The organism is Phenylobacterium zucineum HLK1 (genome assembly GCF_000017265.1).
Classification (GTDB): domain Bacteria; phylum Pseudomonadota; class Alphaproteobacteria; order Caulobacterales; family Caulobacteraceae; genus Phenylobacterium; species Phenylobacterium zucineum.
Window position 1 is genome coordinate 219087 of the sequence record NC_011143.1, and the last position, 19623, is coordinate 238709.

General features: G+C 68.7%; 18 protein-coding genes. 7 read left to right on the forward strand and 11 right to left on the reverse strand.

Annotation, left to right across the window (positions count from 1 at the left end; genetic code table 11):
• Nucleotides 1-21: 21 nt before the first annotated feature.
• Nucleotides 22-2394 carry a phosphoketolase family protein gene (locus PHZ_RS20550; RefSeq protein ID WP_012520427.1) on the reverse strand — a complete coding sequence of 791 codons (2373 nt, stop codon included), beginning with the start codon at nucleotides 2392-2394 and terminating at the stop codon, nucleotides 22-24.
• Nucleotides 2395-2606: 212 nt separating this feature from the next.
• Between PHZ_RS20550 and PHZ_RS20555 the strand changes: the two genes are divergently transcribed.
• Entirely contained in the window at nucleotides 2607-2822 is a 216-nt protein-coding gene (locus tag PHZ_RS20555; protein WP_041374501.1) for a hypothetical protein, read from the forward strand.
• 190 nt (nucleotides 2823-3012) lie between these two features.
• On the opposite strand, the gene PHZ_RS20560 is transcribed toward PHZ_RS20555, so the two are convergent.
• Nucleotides 3013-3219 (reverse strand): hypothetical protein, encoded by a 207-nt coding sequence (locus tag PHZ_RS20560; RefSeq protein WP_012520428.1) that lies wholly within the window; start codon nucleotides 3217-3219, stop codon nucleotides 3013-3015.
• A gap of 125 nt (nucleotides 3220-3344) precedes the next feature.
• On the reverse strand, nucleotides 3345-4043 hold the full coding sequence (locus PHZ_RS20565) for a helix-turn-helix domain-containing protein (protein ID WP_012520429.1): 699 nt from the start codon (nucleotides 4041-4043) through the stop codon (nucleotides 3345-3347).
• Between the two features lie 299 nt (nucleotides 4044-4342).
• Between PHZ_RS20565 and PHZ_RS20570 the strand changes: the two genes are divergently transcribed.
• From PHZ_RS20570 to PHZ_RS20580, 3 genes are read left to right on the forward strand one after another with little or no spacing between them, the layout of a single operon-like run.
• Complete coding sequence (locus PHZ_RS20570; RefSeq protein WP_330218147.1) at nucleotides 4343-5716, forward strand: PAS domain-containing sensor histidine kinase; 1374 nt, start codon at nucleotides 4343-4345, stop codon at nucleotides 5714-5716.
• Nucleotides 5706-6320, forward strand: a complete 615-nt coding sequence (fixJ, locus tag PHZ_RS20575; protein WP_012520431.1) for a response regulator FixJ — start codon at nucleotides 5706-5708, stop codon at nucleotides 6318-6320. The genes PHZ_RS20570 and fixJ overlap by 11 nt, the downstream gene beginning before the upstream one ends.
• 7 nt (nucleotides 6321-6327) lie before the next feature.
• Nucleotides 6328-6759 carry a response regulator gene (locus PHZ_RS20580; RefSeq protein ID WP_049758509.1) on the forward strand — a complete coding sequence of 144 codons (432 nt, stop codon included), beginning with the start codon at nucleotides 6328-6330 and terminating at the stop codon, nucleotides 6757-6759.
• 98 nt (nucleotides 6760-6857) lie between these two features.
• Here the strand turns inward: PHZ_RS20580 and PHZ_RS20585 are convergent, their stop codons facing one another.
• The 4 genes from PHZ_RS20585 to PHZ_RS20600 form a co-directional block, all read right to left on the reverse strand.
• Entirely contained in the window at nucleotides 6858-8111 is a 1254-nt protein-coding gene (locus tag PHZ_RS20585) for an SAM-dependent methyltransferase (protein WP_083771052.1), read from the reverse strand.
• A gap of 182 nt (nucleotides 8112-8293) precedes the next feature.
• Nucleotides 8294-9379 (reverse strand): chromate transport protein, encoded by a 1086-nt coding sequence (locus PHZ_RS20590; protein ID WP_148217040.1) that lies wholly within the window; start codon nucleotides 9377-9379, stop codon nucleotides 8294-8296.
• Nucleotides 9380-9426: 47 nt separating this feature from the next.
• Entirely contained in the window at nucleotides 9427-10047 is a 621-nt protein-coding gene (locus PHZ_RS20595; protein WP_012520435.1) for an RNA polymerase sigma factor, read from the reverse strand.
• A 197-nt stretch (nucleotides 10048-10244) separates the two neighbouring features.
• A complete protein-coding gene (locus PHZ_RS20600; RefSeq protein ID WP_012520436.1) occupies nucleotides 10245-11834 on the reverse strand; it encodes an ABC1 kinase family protein in 1590 nt (529 codons plus the stop codon).
• Nucleotides 11835-12248: 414 nt separating this feature from the next.
• Here PHZ_RS20600 and PHZ_RS20605 point away from each other — a divergent pair, with 414 nt between their 5' ends.
• From PHZ_RS20605 to PHZ_RS20615, 3 genes are all read left to right on the forward strand, one after another.
• Complete coding sequence (locus PHZ_RS20605) at nucleotides 12249-12833, forward strand: lysophospholipid acyltransferase family protein (protein ID WP_236611928.1); 585 nt, start codon at nucleotides 12249-12251, stop codon at nucleotides 12831-12833.
• A gap of 197 nt (nucleotides 12834-13030) precedes the next feature.
• The gene (gene ppsA / locus PHZ_RS20610; protein WP_012520438.1) at nucleotides 13031-15451 is read left to right on the forward strand and encodes a phosphoenolpyruvate synthase; all 2421 of its coding nucleotides are present in this window, start codon (nucleotides 13031-13033) and stop codon (nucleotides 15449-15451) included.
• 47 nt (nucleotides 15452-15498) lie between these two features.
• Nucleotides 15499-16809, forward strand: a complete 1311-nt coding sequence (locus tag PHZ_RS20615) for a hypothetical protein (RefSeq protein WP_012520439.1) — start codon at nucleotides 15499-15501, stop codon at nucleotides 16807-16809.
• Between the two features lie 52 nt (nucleotides 16810-16861).
• Here PHZ_RS20615 and PHZ_RS20620 read toward each other — a convergent pair whose 3' ends face one another.
• The 4 genes from PHZ_RS20620 to PHZ_RS20635 all read right to left on the reverse strand — a co-directional run bounded on the left by PHZ_RS20620 (nucleotide 16862) and on the right by PHZ_RS20635 (nucleotide 19622).
• Nucleotides 16862-17185, reverse strand: a complete 324-nt coding sequence (locus PHZ_RS20620; protein WP_041374503.1) for a hypothetical protein — start codon at nucleotides 17183-17185, stop codon at nucleotides 16862-16864.
• A gap of 80 nt (nucleotides 17186-17265) precedes the next feature.
• Nucleotides 17266-18018, reverse strand: a complete 753-nt coding sequence (locus PHZ_RS20625; protein WP_012520440.1) for a Bax inhibitor-1/YccA family protein — start codon at nucleotides 18016-18018, stop codon at nucleotides 17266-17268.
• Nucleotides 18019-18124: 106 nt separating this feature from the next.
• Complete coding sequence (locus tag PHZ_RS22910) at nucleotides 18125-18409, reverse strand: hypothetical protein (RefSeq protein ID WP_148217041.1); 285 nt, start codon at nucleotides 18407-18409, stop codon at nucleotides 18125-18127.
• 376 nt (nucleotides 18410-18785) lie between these two features.
• Nucleotides 18786-19622: an enoyl-CoA hydratase-related protein gene (locus PHZ_RS20635; RefSeq protein ID WP_041374504.1), complete on the reverse strand. Its 837-nt coding sequence runs from the start codon at nucleotides 19620-19622 to the stop codon at nucleotides 18786-18788.
• Nucleotide 19623: the final 1 nt, after the last annotated feature.

The window sequence follows — 19623 nt, forward strand, 5'->3', positions numbered from 1 at the left end:
CTCCAGTCAGGCTGCGACCGGTCAGGCGCGCAGCACCCGCGGGTCGCCGACGCCGAGCACGGCCTCGAGCTCCGCCGGTTGCAGCAGATCGGTCGGCGGCGCGCCCAGAAGGTCGGCGACGTCCGCGAGGATGTGCGCCCAGGTGCAGCGGTTCGCGAACAGCATGCCCGGCACGTCCAAGGTTCCGCCCCGGCTGATGTAGCCGCGGGCGCGCGTGGCGCTTCGTCCGCTGTCCAGTCTGCGCAGGAGCCCGAGCATGGGCTCCGGCCGTGTGTGGGTGATCAGGATGCGCCGCTTCGTCGGGGGGAAGAGCGCCTCAAGCTGCGCGTCGTCCAGGACGAACTCGGCTTCCAGGTCGTCACGTGGGTCCCGTAGCCGGCCGGGCTCGAGGATTGCGGTGACACAGACTGTGTCGCGTCGGCCCACCATCCGCTCGGCCGCCTTCAGCGCCTCCTGCAGCTGGTACGCCCCGATCGCAACCAGCTGCACGTCGCAGGCATCAGGCTCGCCCAAGAGGTGGATCGCGCCCTGCCGGAAGGCCGCTTGCGCCTGCTCGGCCGTGAGCACCAGCGGGACCGGTCGTTTGGGAACCACCAGGCAGCCGATCTGGCCGCGATTGCGGTAGAGCTCCCGCAGCGCTTCCACCGCGCTGTTGGCGTCGACGGGAAACAGCACCCGCGAGGTCTCGGACATCTCCCCCAGCAGAGCTTCGGCCAGGGTGGGATCCTGGTGGGACTGCTCGTTCTTGGCGTTCTCCCAGGTGTGCGAGGTGGCGATCAGGGGGATGCCGATCCAGCCGGGCGGCTGCCCGATCTCCCGCTGCCGGCGGGCGAAGATGATCTCCTGCCGCACCGCCCCGAGCATCTTCATGGCGAAGGCCTCGTAGCTGACGATCAGGTTGAGGCCGCCCTTGTTGCCGAGGGCCGCGCCCGCGACAGCTTCCTCGTTGAGCGCGGTGATGACGCCGCCTGTGACCGACTCCGGCTGCCCGGGCTCAGGCCGGTTGACCCGGTGGCGCAGGCGCTCCAGCGTGCCGCCCATCTGGTTGCTGCGGAGCTCATCCGGGTTGCCGACCCGGACACGCAGACCGGGGTTGGCGTCCACTAGACGGACGAAGTAGTCGTCGATGGCCTGCATCGCCGAGCTGGCCGGCCCTGGGGGGGCCAGCCAGCGGGGCTCCGGCAGCACGGGCGCTGGCGGCCGCCGCACCGCCAACGGGTGATCCCGTTCGAGCGGCCGGCCCTGGGAGTGGTGGAGGCTGAAGGCGGCGACCGCCACCTCCAGCTCCTCGGTCGGCACGAAAAGCGCCGCCGCGCCCGCATTGAACTCGTCACGCGCGGCGCGGTCGGTGCGCGGGTTGCCGGAAAGCGGAAGATTGTGCGCGCGGTTCGTCGCGGCGCCGGGAAATCCGAAACCCTTGGGCGCGTGCGCGACCGCGTAGGGCAGGGGCGCTGGATAGGTCCGCTGGCCGGCGGCGAAGTCGTCCGTCATTCGTTCGCCCTCCAGGATCGCCCAAGCAAACGCGGCCGGATCGCGGCCGTCGATCTCGAACGGCGAAAAGCCGCTCATCCGGAGATGATCAAGCAGCCATTCCGCGCCGCCTTCTTGGGCGATCTCCGTCCGCTGCTCGATGCGACGGCCGTTGAGGATCATCACTGGGACAACCGTCCCGCTGTCCTCGGCGCGCCACCAGCGCGGCGACCAGTCGGCGCCGCGCTGTTCCTCAAACGCGCCGTCGCTGAGGAAGGCGACAAGACGCTCGCCGGCGAGCGGCATGTGCACGTACTGCACTTCTGCAAACCCGAGGTAGCCGCCCTCCAGCACGCCGCCGGCGGTGTGCGGGCCCACGTGGCTCCCGAGCGGCGCGGCCGGGGCGCCGTCGGACGCTTGCGCGTAGCTGTAGAAGTCGGCGGAGAGCCGGCTCAGCCCTTCGGCGCTGCGGTCGTAGCGCCCGACTTGCGCGGGAGACAGGTTGCCGACCAGGACGTTGACCGCTTCGATCGCCGCCACGCAATGGCCCTGGCCCATCACCCAGCTGCGGGTGGCGCCGGTCAAGGCGTTGGCCGCGAGATAGCCGACATAGGCGGGAACCATATTCAGCGACCCGCCGGTATGGCCGTCGGGCGCGGCCTTGAACGCCTCGGGGGGCAACGGCGCGCCACTGGGGTCGACCACCTGCGCATAGGTCATGTGCGCGACCAGCCACATCGCGGCGCTCGTCAGCCGATCGGCGGCGGCGAGAATACGGTAGACCTCGTCCCGGTCGCGCACGCATGCGCATCCGACCAGCCGGTCCGCCAGCGCCTGAGCGCGCTCTGCGGTCTCTTTCGAATGGCCGATCACGCCATAGCCGGCCCGCCAGACGTCCTCGTCGGGGGACGCTTCGGATCGCATGGGATTCTGATCCACGGGGATCTCCTGTCGCGGTAGGGACGTGCTGTCCAAGACGCTTGCCCGCGCCCTATGTTACATTCCCCCGAGAGGGGAACTGTTGGCGGCAGCTGCGCGTCGCGCGTAAGGCGCGCCAGGCTGTTGCGTCATTTAGGCAAGACCAATGCCGTCGGCGCCGTCACCGGGCTGCCGACACCCCTTTGAGGAGTCCAGCCATGGCAGAGCCTGACACGATCAGCACGCGGGAACGCGGAACGATCACGTTTGAAGTGGTCAAGGAGGCCTACGGCTGGGCGGTGCGCCGGGACCGGCAGATGATGACCCCATGCTGGTGCAAGGCGCTCGCCGTCGATCAGGCCCAGCGCATGGTCGATGCGCTGCGCCGGCACGGCGAACGCGCAGAGATGCGCGTGAGCGATATCGATGGCTAGCCGCGCGGGAAAGGACCGGTAGCCGCTCGGGGGCGGGCGCGCCGAAGGTGGCGCGGTTCGCGATGAGGACGGCGGCCTTCGAAGCCGGGGACGCCAAGGCTGTGGGTCGCTTGCGCGCAGCGCCTGGGGCGAGCGAGAATTGGGAGGGCTACCAATTTCGGGGCAGCGTGCGTCCAGCGATGCTTAGGTCCTAGCCGGGCGGCGGCTTACGATCCCGCTTGACGCGAAACAGCTCGCCGTCGCCACAAGAGACGTCGACGGCTTCGTACTGCGGGTTCTGCGCCAGCAGCGCGCGAGCCCTTTGCATCGCCTCGACGTTGGTCTTGCAGGTGACGGCTTCGACGCGCGAGGTGTTCTCGTCGGCGGCGCGGAGATAGAGGGCGTAGGTCTTCAACACCGCGGAACCCTGGAAAGCAATTGATCGCGGAGACCTTGATCTGGGTCAAAGGCTAAGCGTAGGCGTTCGGCCTGACCCATGCACCGATGGTCCGCTCACTTGGCCCTCTCGCCTGCGCCGGCTCGTCAGGCGGCTAGGTTCATCAAGGTCTCGCGATCGCGCAGGACGACTTGGCGGCAGCTCGGCAAGGCGATCACTTTATCGTCCTGCAGCTGGCTCATCGTGCGCGACACCGTTTCGATGGTAAGGCCCAGGAAGTCGGCGATATCCTGTCGCGACATCGGCAACTCGATGCGGTTCGGCGCGGGGATCCGCTCAGCCATGTCCATCAGGAACCAAGCCAGCCGCTCGCACGCGCTCTTGCGGCCAAGCACCAGCATGTGCTCCTCGCTGCGGCGCAGGTGATGCAGCGTGAGGGCCAAGAGCTTGTGGGCCGTAGTGTTGTCGCGCATCGCCCGGTCAGAGATCTGGCTGCGTCGGATAGCGAGCACCTCGCAGTCCGTCACGGCTTCGGCTGAAGCGGCATGATCGCCGAGGGCCTGCAGACCGAACACGTCTCCGGGAAGGAAGAACTCGGCGATCTGGCGACGTCCGTCGGCCAAGATCCGATAGGTGCGCACGACCCCCTTCATGACCCTGTAGATGTAAGTCGCCGGTTCGCCTTCGCCGAAGATCTCGGCGTTGCGCGCGTAGGTCTTCCTGACGCCGGTTGCGCCAAGCGGGTCCTTCGCCGATTCTGCCGGCGCGTCGGCCGGGGCCAAGAAATCCTTGTACTGGTCCTGAAGGACTGAGGCGTTCGGGGGGAAGGACGGTTGGACGTGCATCGGTTCGCTCCAGGACGCATATTCGTGCTGGACCGATGAGTAGGCGGCCCAACCGGCGCCGAAAATTCCGGAGATCGCCCATTGGGAAAACTACGTAAGGCGCCGCCACACGGTTGGTGTCGAGGCCGGAACGAGGAGATTTGCGTGCGGGGGCGTCATTGCGAGCTGGCGTAAGGCTGCGGAGACTTCTGGCGGCGGAGCATTGGACAGGAAGCCTGGCCGGGCGTTGCCTGATCGCGGTCGCTCTGGTCAGCGCGGCGGCCGTCGCCGAACGGGGCTTCGCCGCGCAGGCTGAAGGGGTGGCGACTTACCTGTTCGCCACGGCGGCGGTGGGAATCGCCGGGGTCTATGGCGGCGGCGTTCCCGGCGTTGTGGCGACCGTCGTCGGCATCGGCTATGGCCTCCTCTGGGGAAGCGCCCCGACGTTGGAGCCTGCCGCCATGTTGTTCGGCCGGACCGTCGCCTTTGCGGTGATCGGGCTCGGCGCAGCCTGGGTAGGTGAGCGGCGCCGCATCGCGATTCGCAGCGCCGAGAAGGTCAACGCCGATCTGGTCGCCCAGCAAGCGCACCTTCGCTCGATTCTCGAGACCGTGCCTGACGCGATGGTGGTGATCGACAGCCGCGGGCGGATCCAGTCGTTCAGCACGGCCGCCGAGCGCCTGTTCGGCTACTCAGCCGGGGAAGTGGTCGGCAACAACGTGAACATGCTGATGCCTGCGCCGTATCGCGAAAACCACGATACCTACCTTGAACGCTATTTGCGCACGGGCGAGCGACGGATCATCGGCGTGGGCAGGGTGGTCGTGGGCCAGCGCAAAGACGGATCGACCTTTCCGATGGAGCTCTCGGTCGGCGAGATGCAGTCTGGCGCCAGCCGGTTCTTCACCGGCTTCGTGCGGGACCTTTCCGAGCGCCAGCTCACCGAACAGCGCCTGCACGAGCTGCAGAGCGAGCTGGTCCACGTGTCCCGGCTGACGGCTCTGGGCGAAATGAGCTCGGCCCTGGCGCACGAGCTGAACCAGCCGCTCTCGGCGATCGCCAATTACCTCACAGGCGCGCAGCGGCTTCTGGCGCGCCAGAAGGACGCAACCTCCCAGAAGGTCAATGGCGCTTTGGACAAGGCGGTCGCGCAGGCGCTGCGATCGGGCGACATCATCCGGCGGCTTCGGGAGTTCGTGGCGCGCGGCGAGACGTCGCAGCGGCCGGAGAGCGTGGCCAAGCTGGTCGAGGAAGCGAGCGCGCTGGCGCTCGTCGGGGCAAGGCAGCTGGGCGTCCGCGTGGTGTTCGATTTGGACGAGCGCGTCGACTATGTGCTGGTGGACAAGGTCCAGATCCAGCAGGTCGTGCTGAACCTCATCCGCAACGCCGTAGAAGCCATGACCGACAGTCCGCGGCGAGAGCTGACGGTGGCCAGCGCCCCCGGGCCGGACGGCATGGTCGACATCAGCATCGCCGACACCGGTCCAGGAATCGACAAGGATGTGGCCGGGAAGCTGTTTCAGCCCTTCGTGACCACCAAGGCGCAGGGGATGGGCGTGGGGCTCTCGATCTGCCGCACGATCGTCGAGGCGCACGGCGGGCGCATCTGGGCCGAGCCCAACCGGGGCGGCGGCACGATCTTCCACTTGACGGTGGCCGAAGCGACCGCAGAGGAATTGGCGCATGCCCGGTGAGCTTCTGATCCACGTGATCGACGATGACGAGGCCGTGCGCGACTCGCTGGAGTGGGTCTTCGAGACCGCCGAGATGGCCGTGCGCACGCATGAGTCGGCCATCGCCTTCCTCGGTTCGCTCGAAAGCGAGGCCTCGGGCTGCATCGTCACCGACGTGCGCATGCCCGAGATGAGCGGTCTTGACCTGTTGCTCGAACTCCAGAAGCGGGGCGTCCGCATGCCGGTGATCGTGATCACTGGCCACGGCGACGTGCCCTTGGCGGTGGAGGCGATGAAGGCGGGCGCCCACGATTTCCTGGAAAAGCCGTTCGAAGAAGCCAGGCTGCTCGCCGCGGTCCGTCGCGCCTTGGAGCGGGGCGCGGATCCGCCGCCAACCCAGGAGCAGGCCGACGCCCGCACAAGGGTCGCCCGTCTGTCGCCGCGCGAGCGGCAAGTCCTGAAAGGGCTGGTGGTCGGCCAGCCCAACAAGACCATCGCGTGGGAACTGGGGATCAGCGCGCGAACTGTGGAGGTCTATCGGGCCAAGCTCATGGAGAAGATGCAGGCCGACGCCTTCGCCGACCTGGTGCGCTTGGCCGTGCTGGCCGGCGACCTGGACGGCTAGAGCTGCGTTGCTGCAGATCAAGGCGGCGCGCGTCGAGCCGCGGCATGATCCGCCGATGTCGCCGCCCCTGGCCGAGGTCCCACAGCTCATCGCCGTCATCGAAGATGATCGGGCGGTTCTGGACGCGCTGGAGTTTGCGCTTGAGACGCAAGGGTACGCTGTTTGCGCCTTCGAAGGCGGCCGCCAGGCTCTCAGCAGCGGCAGCATCGATGAAGCTGACTGCCTGGTGATCGACTACGCCATGCCGGACATCGACGGCATCGCTTTGCTGCAGGCGCTGCGCCAGCGCGGTCTGACATGCCCCGCGATCATCATCGCCAGCACCCCGACGCCGCAATGCCGCAAAGGCGCGGCGGCCTTGCACGCCCAGTTGCTTGAAAAGCCCCTGATGCAGGATGTGCTCGGTGAACGCATTCGGCAGGTCCTGGCGCCGCGATAGAGCTTTCCCGGCCAAGACGCCCGCACAGGCCTGCCCGCCGGGGCCACCTGCGGGGTCAGCGGCGGCTTGCGTCGGGCGAGCCGATGCGTGCCAAATGGTCAGGTCCCCGCAAGCCGCCGTTCGTTGTCGACCATATAGTCGCGCGTGAGCGGGAGCGCCGCCACGTCGCGGGCCAGCTGGATCTGGAACACCATCAGGCTGCCCACCCGGAAGCCAGCCTCACAGGCCGCCAGATAGAACTCCCACATCCGGCAGAAGCGCTCGTCGTATAGACGCGCGGCGGTATCACGGCCGGCCTGGAAGCGCTCGTACCAACGGCTCAACGTCTCGGCGTAGTGCAACCGCAGGACCTCCATGTCGGTGACCCAGAGGCCGGATTTCTCGATAGCCGCGAAGACTTCCGACAGCGACGGGCAATACCCGCCGGGGAAGATATACTTGTCGATCCAAGGATCGCTGTCGCTCGGCGGGTCCTTGCGGCCGATCGCGTGAATCAGCGCCACCCCGTCGGGCGCGAGACGCTCGCGCACCATATCGAAGAATTCCCCATAGTGGGGGACGCCCACATGCTCGAACATGCCGACCGAGACGATGCGGTCATAGACGCCGGCCTCTTCCCGGTAATCTCGCAGATGGAAGCGGACCCGGTCTTGCAGGCCTTCTGCACCGGCGCGGGCCTGCGCCACGGCGAGCTGCTCCTGCGACAGGGTCAGGCCATCCACCCGCGCGCCGCAGCTGCGCGCGAGCTCCAGGGCCATGCCGCCCCAGCCGGAGCCGACGTCGAGCACCTTGGCGCCCGGCTGCAGGCGCAGCTTGGCGGCGATGTGCCGCTTCTTCTTCGCTTGCGCCGCTTCGAGGCTTTCATCGCCGGACTGAAAATAGGCGCAGGAGTACTGGAGATCGTCGTCCAGGAAGAGCGTGTAGAACTCTTCGGAAAGGTCATAATGGTGGGCCACATTGGCGCGGGCGCGGGCGATGGGATTGTGCCGCCGCAGCTTGGTCAGCGGGGCTGCGATCTCCTTGACAGCGCGGGCTTCATTGGCCAGCTCACCCGCTGCGGCCACCCCGATCAGCAGGAAGTCGCGCAGCGAGCCTTCCTCGATCACCAGGGATCCGTCCATGTAGGCTTCACCGGCGCGGAGACTGGGGCTGGCCAGGAGGCGCGCCGCCTCGCCTGGCTCGGTCAGCCGAACCGTGACGAACGGGGCGTCGCCGGTTCCCACCACGTGACGCTCGCCCCAGGGGTCGATCAGCGCCAGGGATCCCAATCGCACCGCGCGCCTGAGAAGTTTCACCAGCAGTTCGTATGCAGCCCGCTCGGGAATGATCGAGCTCAGCGCCTGTCGCAGCATGGGTCAGCCTCTAGCGTATTCGGACACCCGCCCCAGACGCTTTCGGCCGCCGGCGCATTACAGGCCCCTGCAACTGAAACGTGCCGCCAGGAAGAGAGCGACTTTGCGAAGTGAAAACGGTTGGATCGCCGCCGCGGCGAGAGCAGAGGTCCGCTCTGGCCCGCGAACGGCCTCCTGTCCCTTTAATCGGCGCCGGCGCCCGCGCTGGCGAAGGCCGCAAGACCCAGCAGGGTGGCCATGACCACGTAAGCGGCCCCGTAGGGGAGGGGACTGGCTGAGGCCGCCGTCCAAGCCAGCACCCCGGCGGCTTGCCCCAGGAACAGGGCGGCCACGACGCAACCTGTACAGTTTGGGACTACGCTCTGGCGCCAGGCGAACAGCGGCGCCGCAAGCCCGGCCAGGCCCGCCCCGATCAGCGCCGCAGCGGCGAGCGCGAAGGGCGCGCTGAGCGCGCCCTGCAGCAGAATGAACCCAAGGGCCGCGCAACCAAAGGCCCCGCCCAATCGCGCGACGCGCGCCCGGCGGCGCAGCATCTCACCGACGGCGACGCCGATGAACGCGCCCACGGCCGCCGCGACAAGCAGCCCTGCCGCAGTCACCGTCTGTCCGGCGGCGGTCGGCGCCGCCAGACCGGCCAGGGCCAGGCCAAGCCCCCCGCCAGCCACCGCCAGCAGCACATGCGGATTTAAGGCCTGGCGCCGGCGGTGCGCCTGGTCGGACAGCGCGTCAGGGGCCCGCCCGTCGTGACCGGCGGCATGCAGGAGGCCGTGCCCGGCGACCGCGAGGGCCGCTGCGAGCAAGGGGGCCATCGATGGCCGTAGACTGTAGCTGGCCGCAGCGCCCGCGAAGACGGGCAGCATCCACGCCGACCCGAGGTGGGCGGCGCCGTTCGCAGTGCGCTCCAGGCGCGCGAGCGTCGACCTCAGCACCCCGCCTGCGACGGCGCCCGCCGCAAGAGCGCTCAGAGGGCCGAGCGCGCCCGACGCGCCCCCGCCATGGACCGCAGCCATGCCGCCAAGCGCGAGCGCGATCAGGCTGAGCGCAAGCGGCGGCGACCGGCGGGTGAAGGCCGGCCGCACGCCGACCAGCAGGCCGAGGGTGCCTCCGCCGAGCATGTATGCCAGAAGCCCCGGCCCTGACGCACTCCCCAGCCCATAGACCACGCCGCCGCTGGCGCCCGACACGGCGGCCGCTGCGAGGAGGGCCAGTCGCGTCAAACGAGGGCGCGCGCCTGCCCGGGTGGGATCGGGGGTCTCACCCACCAGCACGCCTGCGGGCTGGCGCGCCTCCAAGACGCAGCAGCACTGGACCCGGCCTACGCTTGGAGCAGTTTCTCGGCGCGGGTCTTGGCCCAGCAGTCGGCGAGGGGGCAGGCCTGGCACTTCTCGGCCATGGCCTGGCGCAGGGCGGCGTTGTTGGCGGTGAGCTCGAGCCGGCGGGCGACCTCCTTCAGCGGGCGGTCCTCCAGATAGGTCTCGGCGAGGATCTGCCGGTACTCGGACTTGAGCCCGCCCAGCGCGGCCTTCAGGCAGTCGCTGGGGGCGACGAGATCCGCCTCGTCGTCGGCCGAGTCCGGGGCCGGCTGGACGGCGAGGGCCTCGAGGGTGCGGCGCTGGACGGCGGCCCGTCGGTAGCGGTCGACCACCAGCCGGCGCAGGGAGACGCCCATCCAGGCCTGCGGGCGCTGGACCGCGCCGAGGGTTTCGGCGTGCTGCAGGAACTTGATGGCGGCGTCCTGCCAGGCGTCCTCGGCGTCCGGAAGGGAGGGCAGGCGGCTGCGCAGGAAGCGCAGCTGGCGGGGCCGCTCGGCGGCGAGCTGCAGGGCGAGGTCAGGGGCGCCGTCTTGAGTATCCGACAGTCCGGAGAAAGATTCCCACGGCTGTAATGTTTCGGCGCGCCCAGCGTTGTCGAATTGTGAAGCGGCGGCGTGAAGCATTCGACTGTCCCTCGATCTGTTCGACGCGAAAACTCAACGCTGAAGGGTGAGGTTTCTTTGATCGAGATCAAGGTTGATCTTTATCTTCCGAGGCGGAGAAATTCTGAGGGATTTCGCCGTCCGGTGCGTAAAGCCGACCTGACTTGGGTAGCGGCGACGCGCGTCGACCAGCAGGGTCGCCGACAGGCCCCGGACGATCAGTTGCCGTCGGTGCGATCGATGCTGCGCACCAGGCGGAAGGTGAACCAAAGCGCCAGGGCGTAGCCGACGGCCGCGAGCAAGGGCAGGTCGCCGAGAATGCGAGGGCCGATGCTGTGCTGCATCAGCAGGGATGCCGCGATGTAGAGGCCCAGCGCCACGAGTGCGATAGCGATCCGATCGGCCGCGCGCCCCAGACGACCCGCGGCGTTGACGACATCGGGGAAACGCAGAGACAGTCCGCCGCCGTTGCTGGCGCGGCGCAGGAGCTGCGAGATTTGGTCCGGGAGCTCCTCGGCCGCGACCGCCGTTTCCCATTTCAGACGGCGAAGCTTGCCGGACGCATCATGGCTGATCGCACCACTCGCCAGGAGCGACTCGCCGCTTTCGTGGAAGGCGCGAGTCACGTCCAATCGCGGATCCAGTGCTCGAAGCGTGCCCTCCGCCGTGAACACCGTACGGACCAGGGCGGCCAGATGCGGCGGCAGCACCAGGGCGTCGCTGCCGCCCAGGCGGGCGATGCTCATCATGACGGCGGCGATCGACCACTCCTGTAGCGGCGCGCCTTCGAGATCGGTCAGGATCGCTTCGACGCCGCGCGTCACCGCTTCGCGATCGGCCGTGGGCGACAGCAGACCCAGATCAAAGGCCGCGTCGGTCAGCCAATCCGAATCTTGTCCAGTGAAGGCCTGTACGAACGCCAGGAGGGCGCGCCGCGACCGGGAGTCCAGCACGCCGACCGCGCCGAAGTCATGGAAGCACAGTCGTCCGTCGTCCATGACGAAGATGTTGCCGGGATGGGGATCGGCGTGGAACACGCCGAGTACAAAGAACTGGCGCAGGTAGAAGTCGATGAACGCCTTGGAGAGGAGGCCCGCGAGGGGCGTCAGAGCCGGATCGCCGACGAGCCGCCCGTGGCTCATCTCCTGGACCAGCACGGTCTCGGTTGTGAGCGCATCGTCGACGTCGGGTATGAAGATGCTCGGGGAACCCTGGAAGGCGCGAACGAAGCGACGCACGTTGCGCGCTTCCTCCCGCAGGTCGGTCTCGCGGCGCAGGTTGCGCCAGATCTCGTGCAGCAGCTCGACGGTGCGGCGGCGCCGCAGGAAGGGTATGGTGGCGCTGGCGACCGCCGCCACCGCCACCAGGATGCGCATGTCGCGGTCGATCTGCGCCCGAACGTCGGGACGCAGGATCTTCACGATCACTTCGCGCCCATCGTGCAAACGGGCCCTGTGCACCTGAGCCACGGAGGCGGCGGCCAGGGGTTCGGCGTCGAAGCTCGCGAACACCTCATCAAGGGGGGCGCCCAGCGCCGCCTGCGCCGCGCGGGCCGCGGCCTGGCCGGAAAACGGGGCCACGTGGTCGCGGAGGCGGGAGAGTTCCTGTGTCCAGCGGGCGGGAAGCAGGTCGCGGCGCTGGCTGAGGGCCTGGCCGAGCTTGACGAACGTGGGGCCGAGCCGTTCCAGCGTGCGCCGAAGCCGGGCGGGGAAGTTTCGCCGGCGGGGCGGCGGAAACCGTTCGGCCGCAGCGGCCAATAGCAAAACGGTTGCGGCCCAGCCGATCCGAAGGGCCCGGAGGATGTTCACCTTGCGCCTCTTGAACCGTCACACCAAGCTACGGGGAGACGCCCCGGCGAGCGATCGATTACAGGCGGGCCTTGCCAAGCATGGTTGCGCCGCCGCGGCGGGCAGACCCGATGGGGTGAGAGGCGTCCTCGTGGAAGTCACCGACTCGGGGTGGCGACACTGGCGTTCTCATCGGCCTGCCCGCCGGTTCGTGACGCGCGGGGCGTAATACGGGCGGGCAGCGGGCGTCTTCCAAGCATGCGCGCTCCTCCCGAAGGATCGCGGAGGAGTCCTGCCCAGGCCCTCCGATCCTGGACCTTTGACGCTCTGTGGGCCATCTGGACGGCCCTGTTCGGTTTGACCATTCCGCTCCTGTGGGGCCTCGGCTCACCACCCCGCCTCGTGCGTAGCGGCTCGAGAGTCTGGGCGCGCGGGGTGCTGGCGCTGCTCGGCGTGGTCGCGGGGGTCCGCTACGTGGTGCGAGGCGCCTCCAACCTGCCGGACCGGCCATGCCTGATCGTCGCCAATCACCAGTCGACGTGGGAGACTATCGCCGCCCTGGCGCTGTTTCCGGAGGTGGCGATTGTCGCCAAACGGGAGTTGCTGCGCATTCCAGTCATGGGTTGGTATCTGCGTCGCTCCCCGATGATCGTCATCGACCGCGAGGAAGCGGGCAAGGCCCTGCGCGAGATGACGGCGCAGAGCCGCGCCGCGATGGCCGAGGGCCGTTCCGTGCTGATCTTCCCCGAAGGCACCCGAACCCCGGTCGGTAAGCCGGTCAGCTTCAAGCGGGGCGTAGAGTTGTTGTACCGCACCCTCGAGGCGCCGGTAGTGCCGGTCGCGCTGGACTCCGGCCGATTTTGGCCGCTGGGCTCTCGGCTGAAGGCGCCCGGTGTCATCACCGTTTCGCTCCTGTCGCCGATCCCGCCGGGCCTGCCGGCCGCAGAATTCGCGCGACGCGCCGAGTCGATGATTGAAACGGAGAAGGCCGCGCTTGTCGCGTCCGGCGCCTCGTCGTGAATTTCCACCCGTCCCTGCGCTCGGCCGGCAGCGGAAGCGCCGGGCGTAAGGCTCTTCATCCGTCGGCGTCTGTGAACCGGGCGCCGGCCTGATCCCGCAACCCGCGGGCCGCACAGCGTCGCGGCGCGCTCAGCAGTTGGGCCCGGAACCTTCGAGGCGACAGCGCCACCGTTGATCGCCGCCACAGGAGCTAAGAGATGCCGCCGACCACGCCAGAGTTTGTCGCCCCCTTCGAAGCGCTTGGCCGCGGTGATGTCGCGCGGGTGGGCGGCAAGAACGCCTCGCTCGGGGAAATGGTCGGCCAGCTCGGCGCGCGCGGGGTGCGGGTGCCGCCGGGGTTCGCGACCACCGCCGAGGCGTACTGGCGGTTCCTCGACCACAACGCCTTGCGCCCGGTGATCGCCGAGGCCCTGTCTGATCTCGCCGGCGGGCGCGCCGCCCTGCAGGACGTCGGCGCGCGCATCCGGCAGGCGATTCTGGCCGCGGCCTGGCCAGAGGAGACCGCCGATGCGATCCTGCGGGCCTATAGCGTGCTCTGCGCGCGCATCGGCCGCATCGACGCCGATGTCGCGGTACGTTCCAGCGCCACCGCCGAGGATCTTCCGGACGCCAGCTTCGCGGGCCAGCAGGAGAGCTTCCTGAATATTCGCGGCGAAGACGCCCTGCTGGCCGCCTGCCGCCGCTGCTACGCCTCGCTCTTCACCGACCGGGCGATCAGCTACCGCATCGCCAAGGGGTTCGACCACATGAAGGTGGCGCTGTCGATCGGGGTGCAGCAGATGGTGCGCTCCGACCGGGCCGGCGCCGGGGTGATGTTCTCCATCGACACTGAAACCGGCTTCGACAAGGTGGTGCTCATCAACGCCGCCTGGGGTCTCGGGGAGACCGTCGTTCAAGGCGCCGTAGACCCCGATGAGTATCAGGTGTTCAAGCCGCTGTTGTCAGAACCCGGCGTCCAACCCATCCTGGAGAAGCGCCTGGGGGCCAAGGCCCAGAAGATGATCTATGCCGGGCCCGGCGAAGCGCCGACCCGCACCACGCCGACCTCGCGCAAAGAGCAGTCCAGCTACGTCCTGGACGATGGCGAGATCCTCTCGCTGGCGCGCTGGGCCTGCGAGATTGAGGCCCATTACGGCTGTCCCATGGACATGGAGTGGGCCAAGGACGGCGAGAGCGGCGAACTCTTCATCGTCCAGGCTCGCCCGGAGACGGTGCAGTCGCGCCGGAGCGCGGGTGCGCTCAACAGCTACCGTATTCTCGCCAAGGGCGCAGAGCTCGCGCGGGGCTTGGCGATCGGCGACGCCGTGGTGTCCGGCCGGGTGTGCCTGATCGCCAGTCCGGAGGAGATCGGCCGTTTTGTCGATGGGGCGGTCCTGGTCACCACCTCCACTGATCCCGACTGGGTGCCGATCATGAAGCGTGCGGCGGCGATCGTGACCGACCACGGCGGGCGCACCTCGCACGCGGCGATCGTCAGCCGCGAACTTGGTCTGCCGGCGATCGTCGGGACTGGGGACGCCACCCAGGTCCTGCATGACGAGCAGGAGATCACGGTCTCTTGCGCGGAGGGCGATCAGGGCTTCGTCTATGAGGGCCGGGCCGAGTTCGAGGTCCAGGCGCTCGACGCCGCCGGCCTGCCCCCCACCCGCACCCAGGTCATGCTCAATCTCGCCAACCCAGCCACGGCGTTCCGCTGGTGGCGCCTGCCGGCGGACGGCGTAGGTCTGGCCCGCATGGAGTTCGTGGTGAGCAACCACATCCGGGTGCATCCGATGGCGCTGGTGCGCTTCGATGCGCTCAAGGACGAAGCTGCGCGGCAGGCGATCGCCAAGCTCACGGAAGGCTACGCCGATCGCACCGAGTACTTCGTCGATCGCCTGTCGCGCGGGCTGTCGCGCATCGCCGCCGCCTTCCATCCGAAGCCGGTGATCATCCGGATGAGCGACTTCAAGACCAACGAATACGCCAATCTGCTGGGCGGTGCGGAATTCGAGCCCAAGGAAGAGAACCCTATGCTCGGGTTCCGCGGGGCCTCGCGCTACTACTCGCCGCGCTATAGGGACGGCTTCGCCCTCGAATGCCGCGCGATCGCGCGGATGCGCGAGCTGATGGGCTTCCGCAATGTCGTCGTCATGATTCCCTTCTGCCGCTCGGTCGGTGAAGCGGACCGGGTGCTGCAGGTCATGGCGGAGAACGGCCTCGAGCGCGGCCGCGGTGGGCTGCAGGTCTATGTCATGTGCGAGATCCCCGCCAACGTGGTGCTGGCGGCGGACTTTGCGCAGCGCTTCGATGGTTTTTCCATCGGCAGCAACGATCTCACCCAGCTCACCCTGGGCGTCGACCGGGACTCGGGCGAACTGGCCGAATTGTTTGACGAGCAGGACCCGGCGGTCAAATGGATGATCAGCCAGGTTCTCGTCGCCGCGCATGCCGCCGAAGCCAAGGTCGGCATCTGCGGCGAGGCGCCGAGCAACCATCCCGAGTTTGCGCGCTTTCTGGTCGAGGGCGGCATCGACTCCATCTCCGTGAGCCCGGACAGCTTCGTGGCGGTCAAGCAGGTGGTCGCCGCGGCGGAGGCCGCCGCAGACGCGCAATCCACTCCCGAACCTGCAGTCTGAGCCGAGCTGCGGACGCATCACTGTTTGACCGACACGAGCTCGCGCCCATGAACGCCCCTGTCCCGCCCAAGGCCGCCCCGTCGCCACCGCTCCGGCGCAGCGATGAGCTGAACGGCGGCTGCGTCTGCGTCACCCTGGACCGACGCGTGCTCGCAAGGACGCTGGACAGCGAGGTGGGCGCGCCGGGCTTCGCCAACGGTCTGGCGGAGGCGCATCCTTGGTTGTTCGCCCATTCGCCGCTCTTCGTGCCGGCGGCGACCTTAAGGCAGATGGGCCAAGTCGTCGCCGCGGTCGAAGCGGCCGCGCGTCTTCCGCGATACCGCCAAGCCGTGCTGGCCTGGGCGTCCCCGTTGGCCCACGCCGACTTCGGGCCTGCCGGCGTGCTGATGGGCTACGATTTCCACCTCACCGAGGCAGGGCCCAAACTCATCGAGGTGAACACCAACGCCGGCGGCGCCTTCCTCAACAGCCTTCTGGCGCGCGCGCAGCGCACCTGCTGCGCCTCAGCCGGCGTCGCGGCCGACACTCCCAGCCACGCCGATTTTCAGGCCCGCGTCGCGGCCATGTTCCGGGAGGAGTGGCGTCGTCAAGGTCGCTCAGGCCCGCTCCGTCGCGTTGCGATCCTCGACGACCTGCCTGAGGCGCAGCCGCTGTTCCCCGAGTTCCGGCTGGCGCAGGCGCTGCTCGCCTCTCAGGGAATCGAGACCCTGATCGGAGATCCCCGCGATCTGGAGTTTGACGGGACCGAGGTGAGGTTGCAGGGGGTCCCGGTCGATCTCGTCTACAACCGGCTGGTGGACTTCGCCCTCGAGGAGGTCAGCCATCAGGTGCTGCGGCGCGCGTACGAGGCCGGCCGCCTCGTGGTCACACCCAATCCACACAATTACGCCGTGTTTGCCGACAAGCGGAACCTGACGCTCCTGAGCGACCCCGAACGGCTGCGCGGCTTGGGCCTGGAGCCCGCCTCAGTGGGCGTGCTGCAGAGCGTCGTGCCACAGACGGTGCTGGTGACGCCGCAGAACGCCGCCGCCCTGTGGACTGATCGCCGCCGATGGTTCTTCAAGCCCGCGCGCGGCCACGCCAGCAAGGCGGCCTACCGAGGCGATAAACTCACCCGCCGGGTGTGGGATGAGATCCAGCGTGCGCCTTACGTCGCCCAGGCCTTCGCGCCCCCGAGCGTGCGACGCCTTCAACACCAGGGGGAAGCTGTCGAACTGAAGGTGGACGTGCGCCTGTACACCTATGCGGGCCAGGTGCTTCTGGCGGCGGCCCGTCTCTATCGCGGCCAGACCACCAACCTGCGGACGCCTGGCGGCGGCTTCGCGCCGGTCCTTGTCGTCGCCGACGACGCGAGGTGAAGAAGCCCCGCGACCGGTCCTTTGCGCACCGGCGGCGGGGCTGATCACCGGCCTAGCGCTTCGACGGCGCCGCCGCGGTCGACGACTCCTTCGCCATCAGAGCCTGGCACTTGTCGTGCATCGCCTTCATTTCGGCCGGGCTCAGCGGCTTGCCGCCGGGCCAGGTGGCGGCGCCGGTCTTGTCGCGGCCGTGATCGTGCGGCTGCTTCGGGTCCATCTGACGGCCCATATAGGCCTTGCATTGCTCATGCATCTGCGCGTCGGCCGCCGCCTGCTTGGCCTCCTTCACGCCGGGGTGGTGGTCGGCATGATCCTGCGCGAAGGCGGCGCCGCCCGCTGCCAGAGCCAACGCCGTCGCGGCCACGATGATCTTCATCTTGCTTCTCCGATCCTGCGCCAACAGGGCGCTCAGAGACACTGACGCAGCCGCCGACCGGCCCTTACGCAGCCGAACGATCAGCGGCGCTGTCCGAAGAGGCTGAGGAGGAATTGGAAGAGGTTGATGAAGTTGAGATAGAGGCTGAGCGCGCCATAGCTCGTGGCTGCGCCGAGAGCCGCCTGATCGCCGCCGAGCTCGTAGTAGGTGAGCTTGAGGCGCTGGGTGTCGTAGGCGATCAGCCCGGCGAAGATCAGCACGCCCGCGGCGCTGATCACGAAGGAGAAGCCAGGCGGATTCCAGAACATCTGCACCAGCGAGGCGATCACCAGGCCGATCAGGCCCACCAGCAGGAAGCTGCCGATGCCGGTGAGGTCCTTCTTGGTCGTGTAGCCGAACAGGCTCAGCGCCCCGAAAGCGGCCGCTGTGATGAGGAAGGTCGAGGCGAGCGACGCGCCGGTGTAGACGAGCCCCAGCACCCCGAGGGAGGCGCCGATGAGCGCGCAAACCGTCCAGTAGAGCGCGCTGGCGCCCCGCGCCGTCGGCTGGCGCATGGCGAACATCGACCCTAGCAGGACGACGAGCGGGGCGAACGCCACGACCATCCCGATCAGGGTGTAGCCGGCGAACCGGCCATCTGGCGTGAGCCGGAACATCAGGTCCCGCACGGGGGGGACCATGCTCGTCAGGTAGGCCAGGACCGCCGAGAGGACGAGGCCAAGGGCGACCTTGTTGTAGACGCCCACCATGAAGCTGCGCAGGCCGGCGTCCACCGCCATGTCCGCGCGTTCCATGGGCAGGCTACGCAGCCGGGTCTCATTCGAGTTCGCCATCGGTCCCTCCTAGCAGACAGGGCAAGCGACGGATCGCCTCACCCTCGCCGCAAAAGACGCAAGCACCGCACGAAGCTTACACGCGCCCGCGTCCCGAGCCGATGGATCAGGCGCGCTCTGCGCCCCGAGGCTCGAAACTTTGCCAGCCTGCCTCGGCCGCGGAGGTCGCGGGATGGACGACGACGCTGTCGGGACTTGCGCCGGTCAGGATGGCCTTCGCCCGGCGGACCTGGACCGGCGAGCCGTGCGCGATCAACAGGAGCCGGTCGGCCTTGACCGCCGTCTCATAGCGAACGACGGCGTCTCTGGGCAGTCCGATGCTGGCCAGTGCGCCGGCCAACACGCCAGCGCCGCCCACGACCGCTGCGCCCTCGGCCGCCGCCAGCAGCATAGCCCCAAAGTGGCCGAGGACGACGATCGGGCCTACCAATGGCGCCGTCATCATCAGGCCGCCAACGAACAGCCCCCAGACCCCGCCCCAGAATGCGCCGTAGCGTCCCCAGAGGATGATCCGGTCACCTACGTTGAAGAAGCCGACGGCGTGCTCTTCGGCGTGGTAGCCCTTGCCGACGATGCTGAGCTGCTGGATCGGGAAGCCGCCGCCGGCAAGCTTCCGGATCGCGGCCTACGCGTCGGCGTGCCGCGCGAAGACGGCCACCACGGTTTCCTCATCATCCATCTCTGCTCCGAGGGTTCTGCGTGGCTCCGACGCCACTCTGTTCAACGACGGCGACGCGCCGGCGCGCTTACGCCTTGCCGGCCCGTCCTCAACCGCGCCAGGCGGGCTTGCGCCGCTCCAGGAAAGCAGCGACGCCCTCGCGCGCCTCCGCGCCGGCTCGCAAGGCGGCGCCGCGGCGCGCCAGCTGGTCTTTTGTGGCCTCGTCGCGATCCTCGGCCTCGCGGAGCATCTGCTTGGTTTCCGCAGCGGCCTGCGGCGCGCTGGTCATCACCCAATCGATGAGACGGTCCATGGCGCGGTCGAGATCCGCAGCGTCGGCGAGCACCTCGCGGACCAGACCAACCCGTGCCGCGTAGGCGGCATCGATGGTCTGCCCCGTCACGAACAGCGCGCGAGCTTCGCGCCAGCCCACGGCCCTCGCCACAGGGGAGGCGGACAGCGCCGGCGCGAGGCCCAGCCGAACCTCTGGAAAGCCGAACGTGGCCTGCGCTGTCGCCAGGGTGATGTCGCAAGCTGCGGCAAGGCCGACGCCGGCGCCTCGCGCCGCGCCTTCGCAGAGGGCCACGGTAAGGGCGGGGGTCTCCTCGATCGCCCTGAGCAGCGCGGCGAAGCTCTCGCCGGCCGCGCGGAAGTCGGCCTCCGTCCAGTCTGGCAGCGCGCTCTGCATCTCCGTCAGGTCGGCGCCGGCGCAGAAGTGGCCTTCGGCGCCGCGCAGAAAGACGACCCGAACCCCAGACGCGCCCTGCAGGGTTTCGAAAACCTCGGTAAGCCCTTCGACAGCAAGGCTATTGAGGGCGTTGCGGCGCTTCGGGCGGTTGATCGTTACGATCGCGACCCCCTCCTGCGTGGCCTCGAGGCGCACGACGTCCGCGACGTTGTCGATAATGACGTTCTCGACCAAGGGGTCGCTCAGCGGATTGATCATG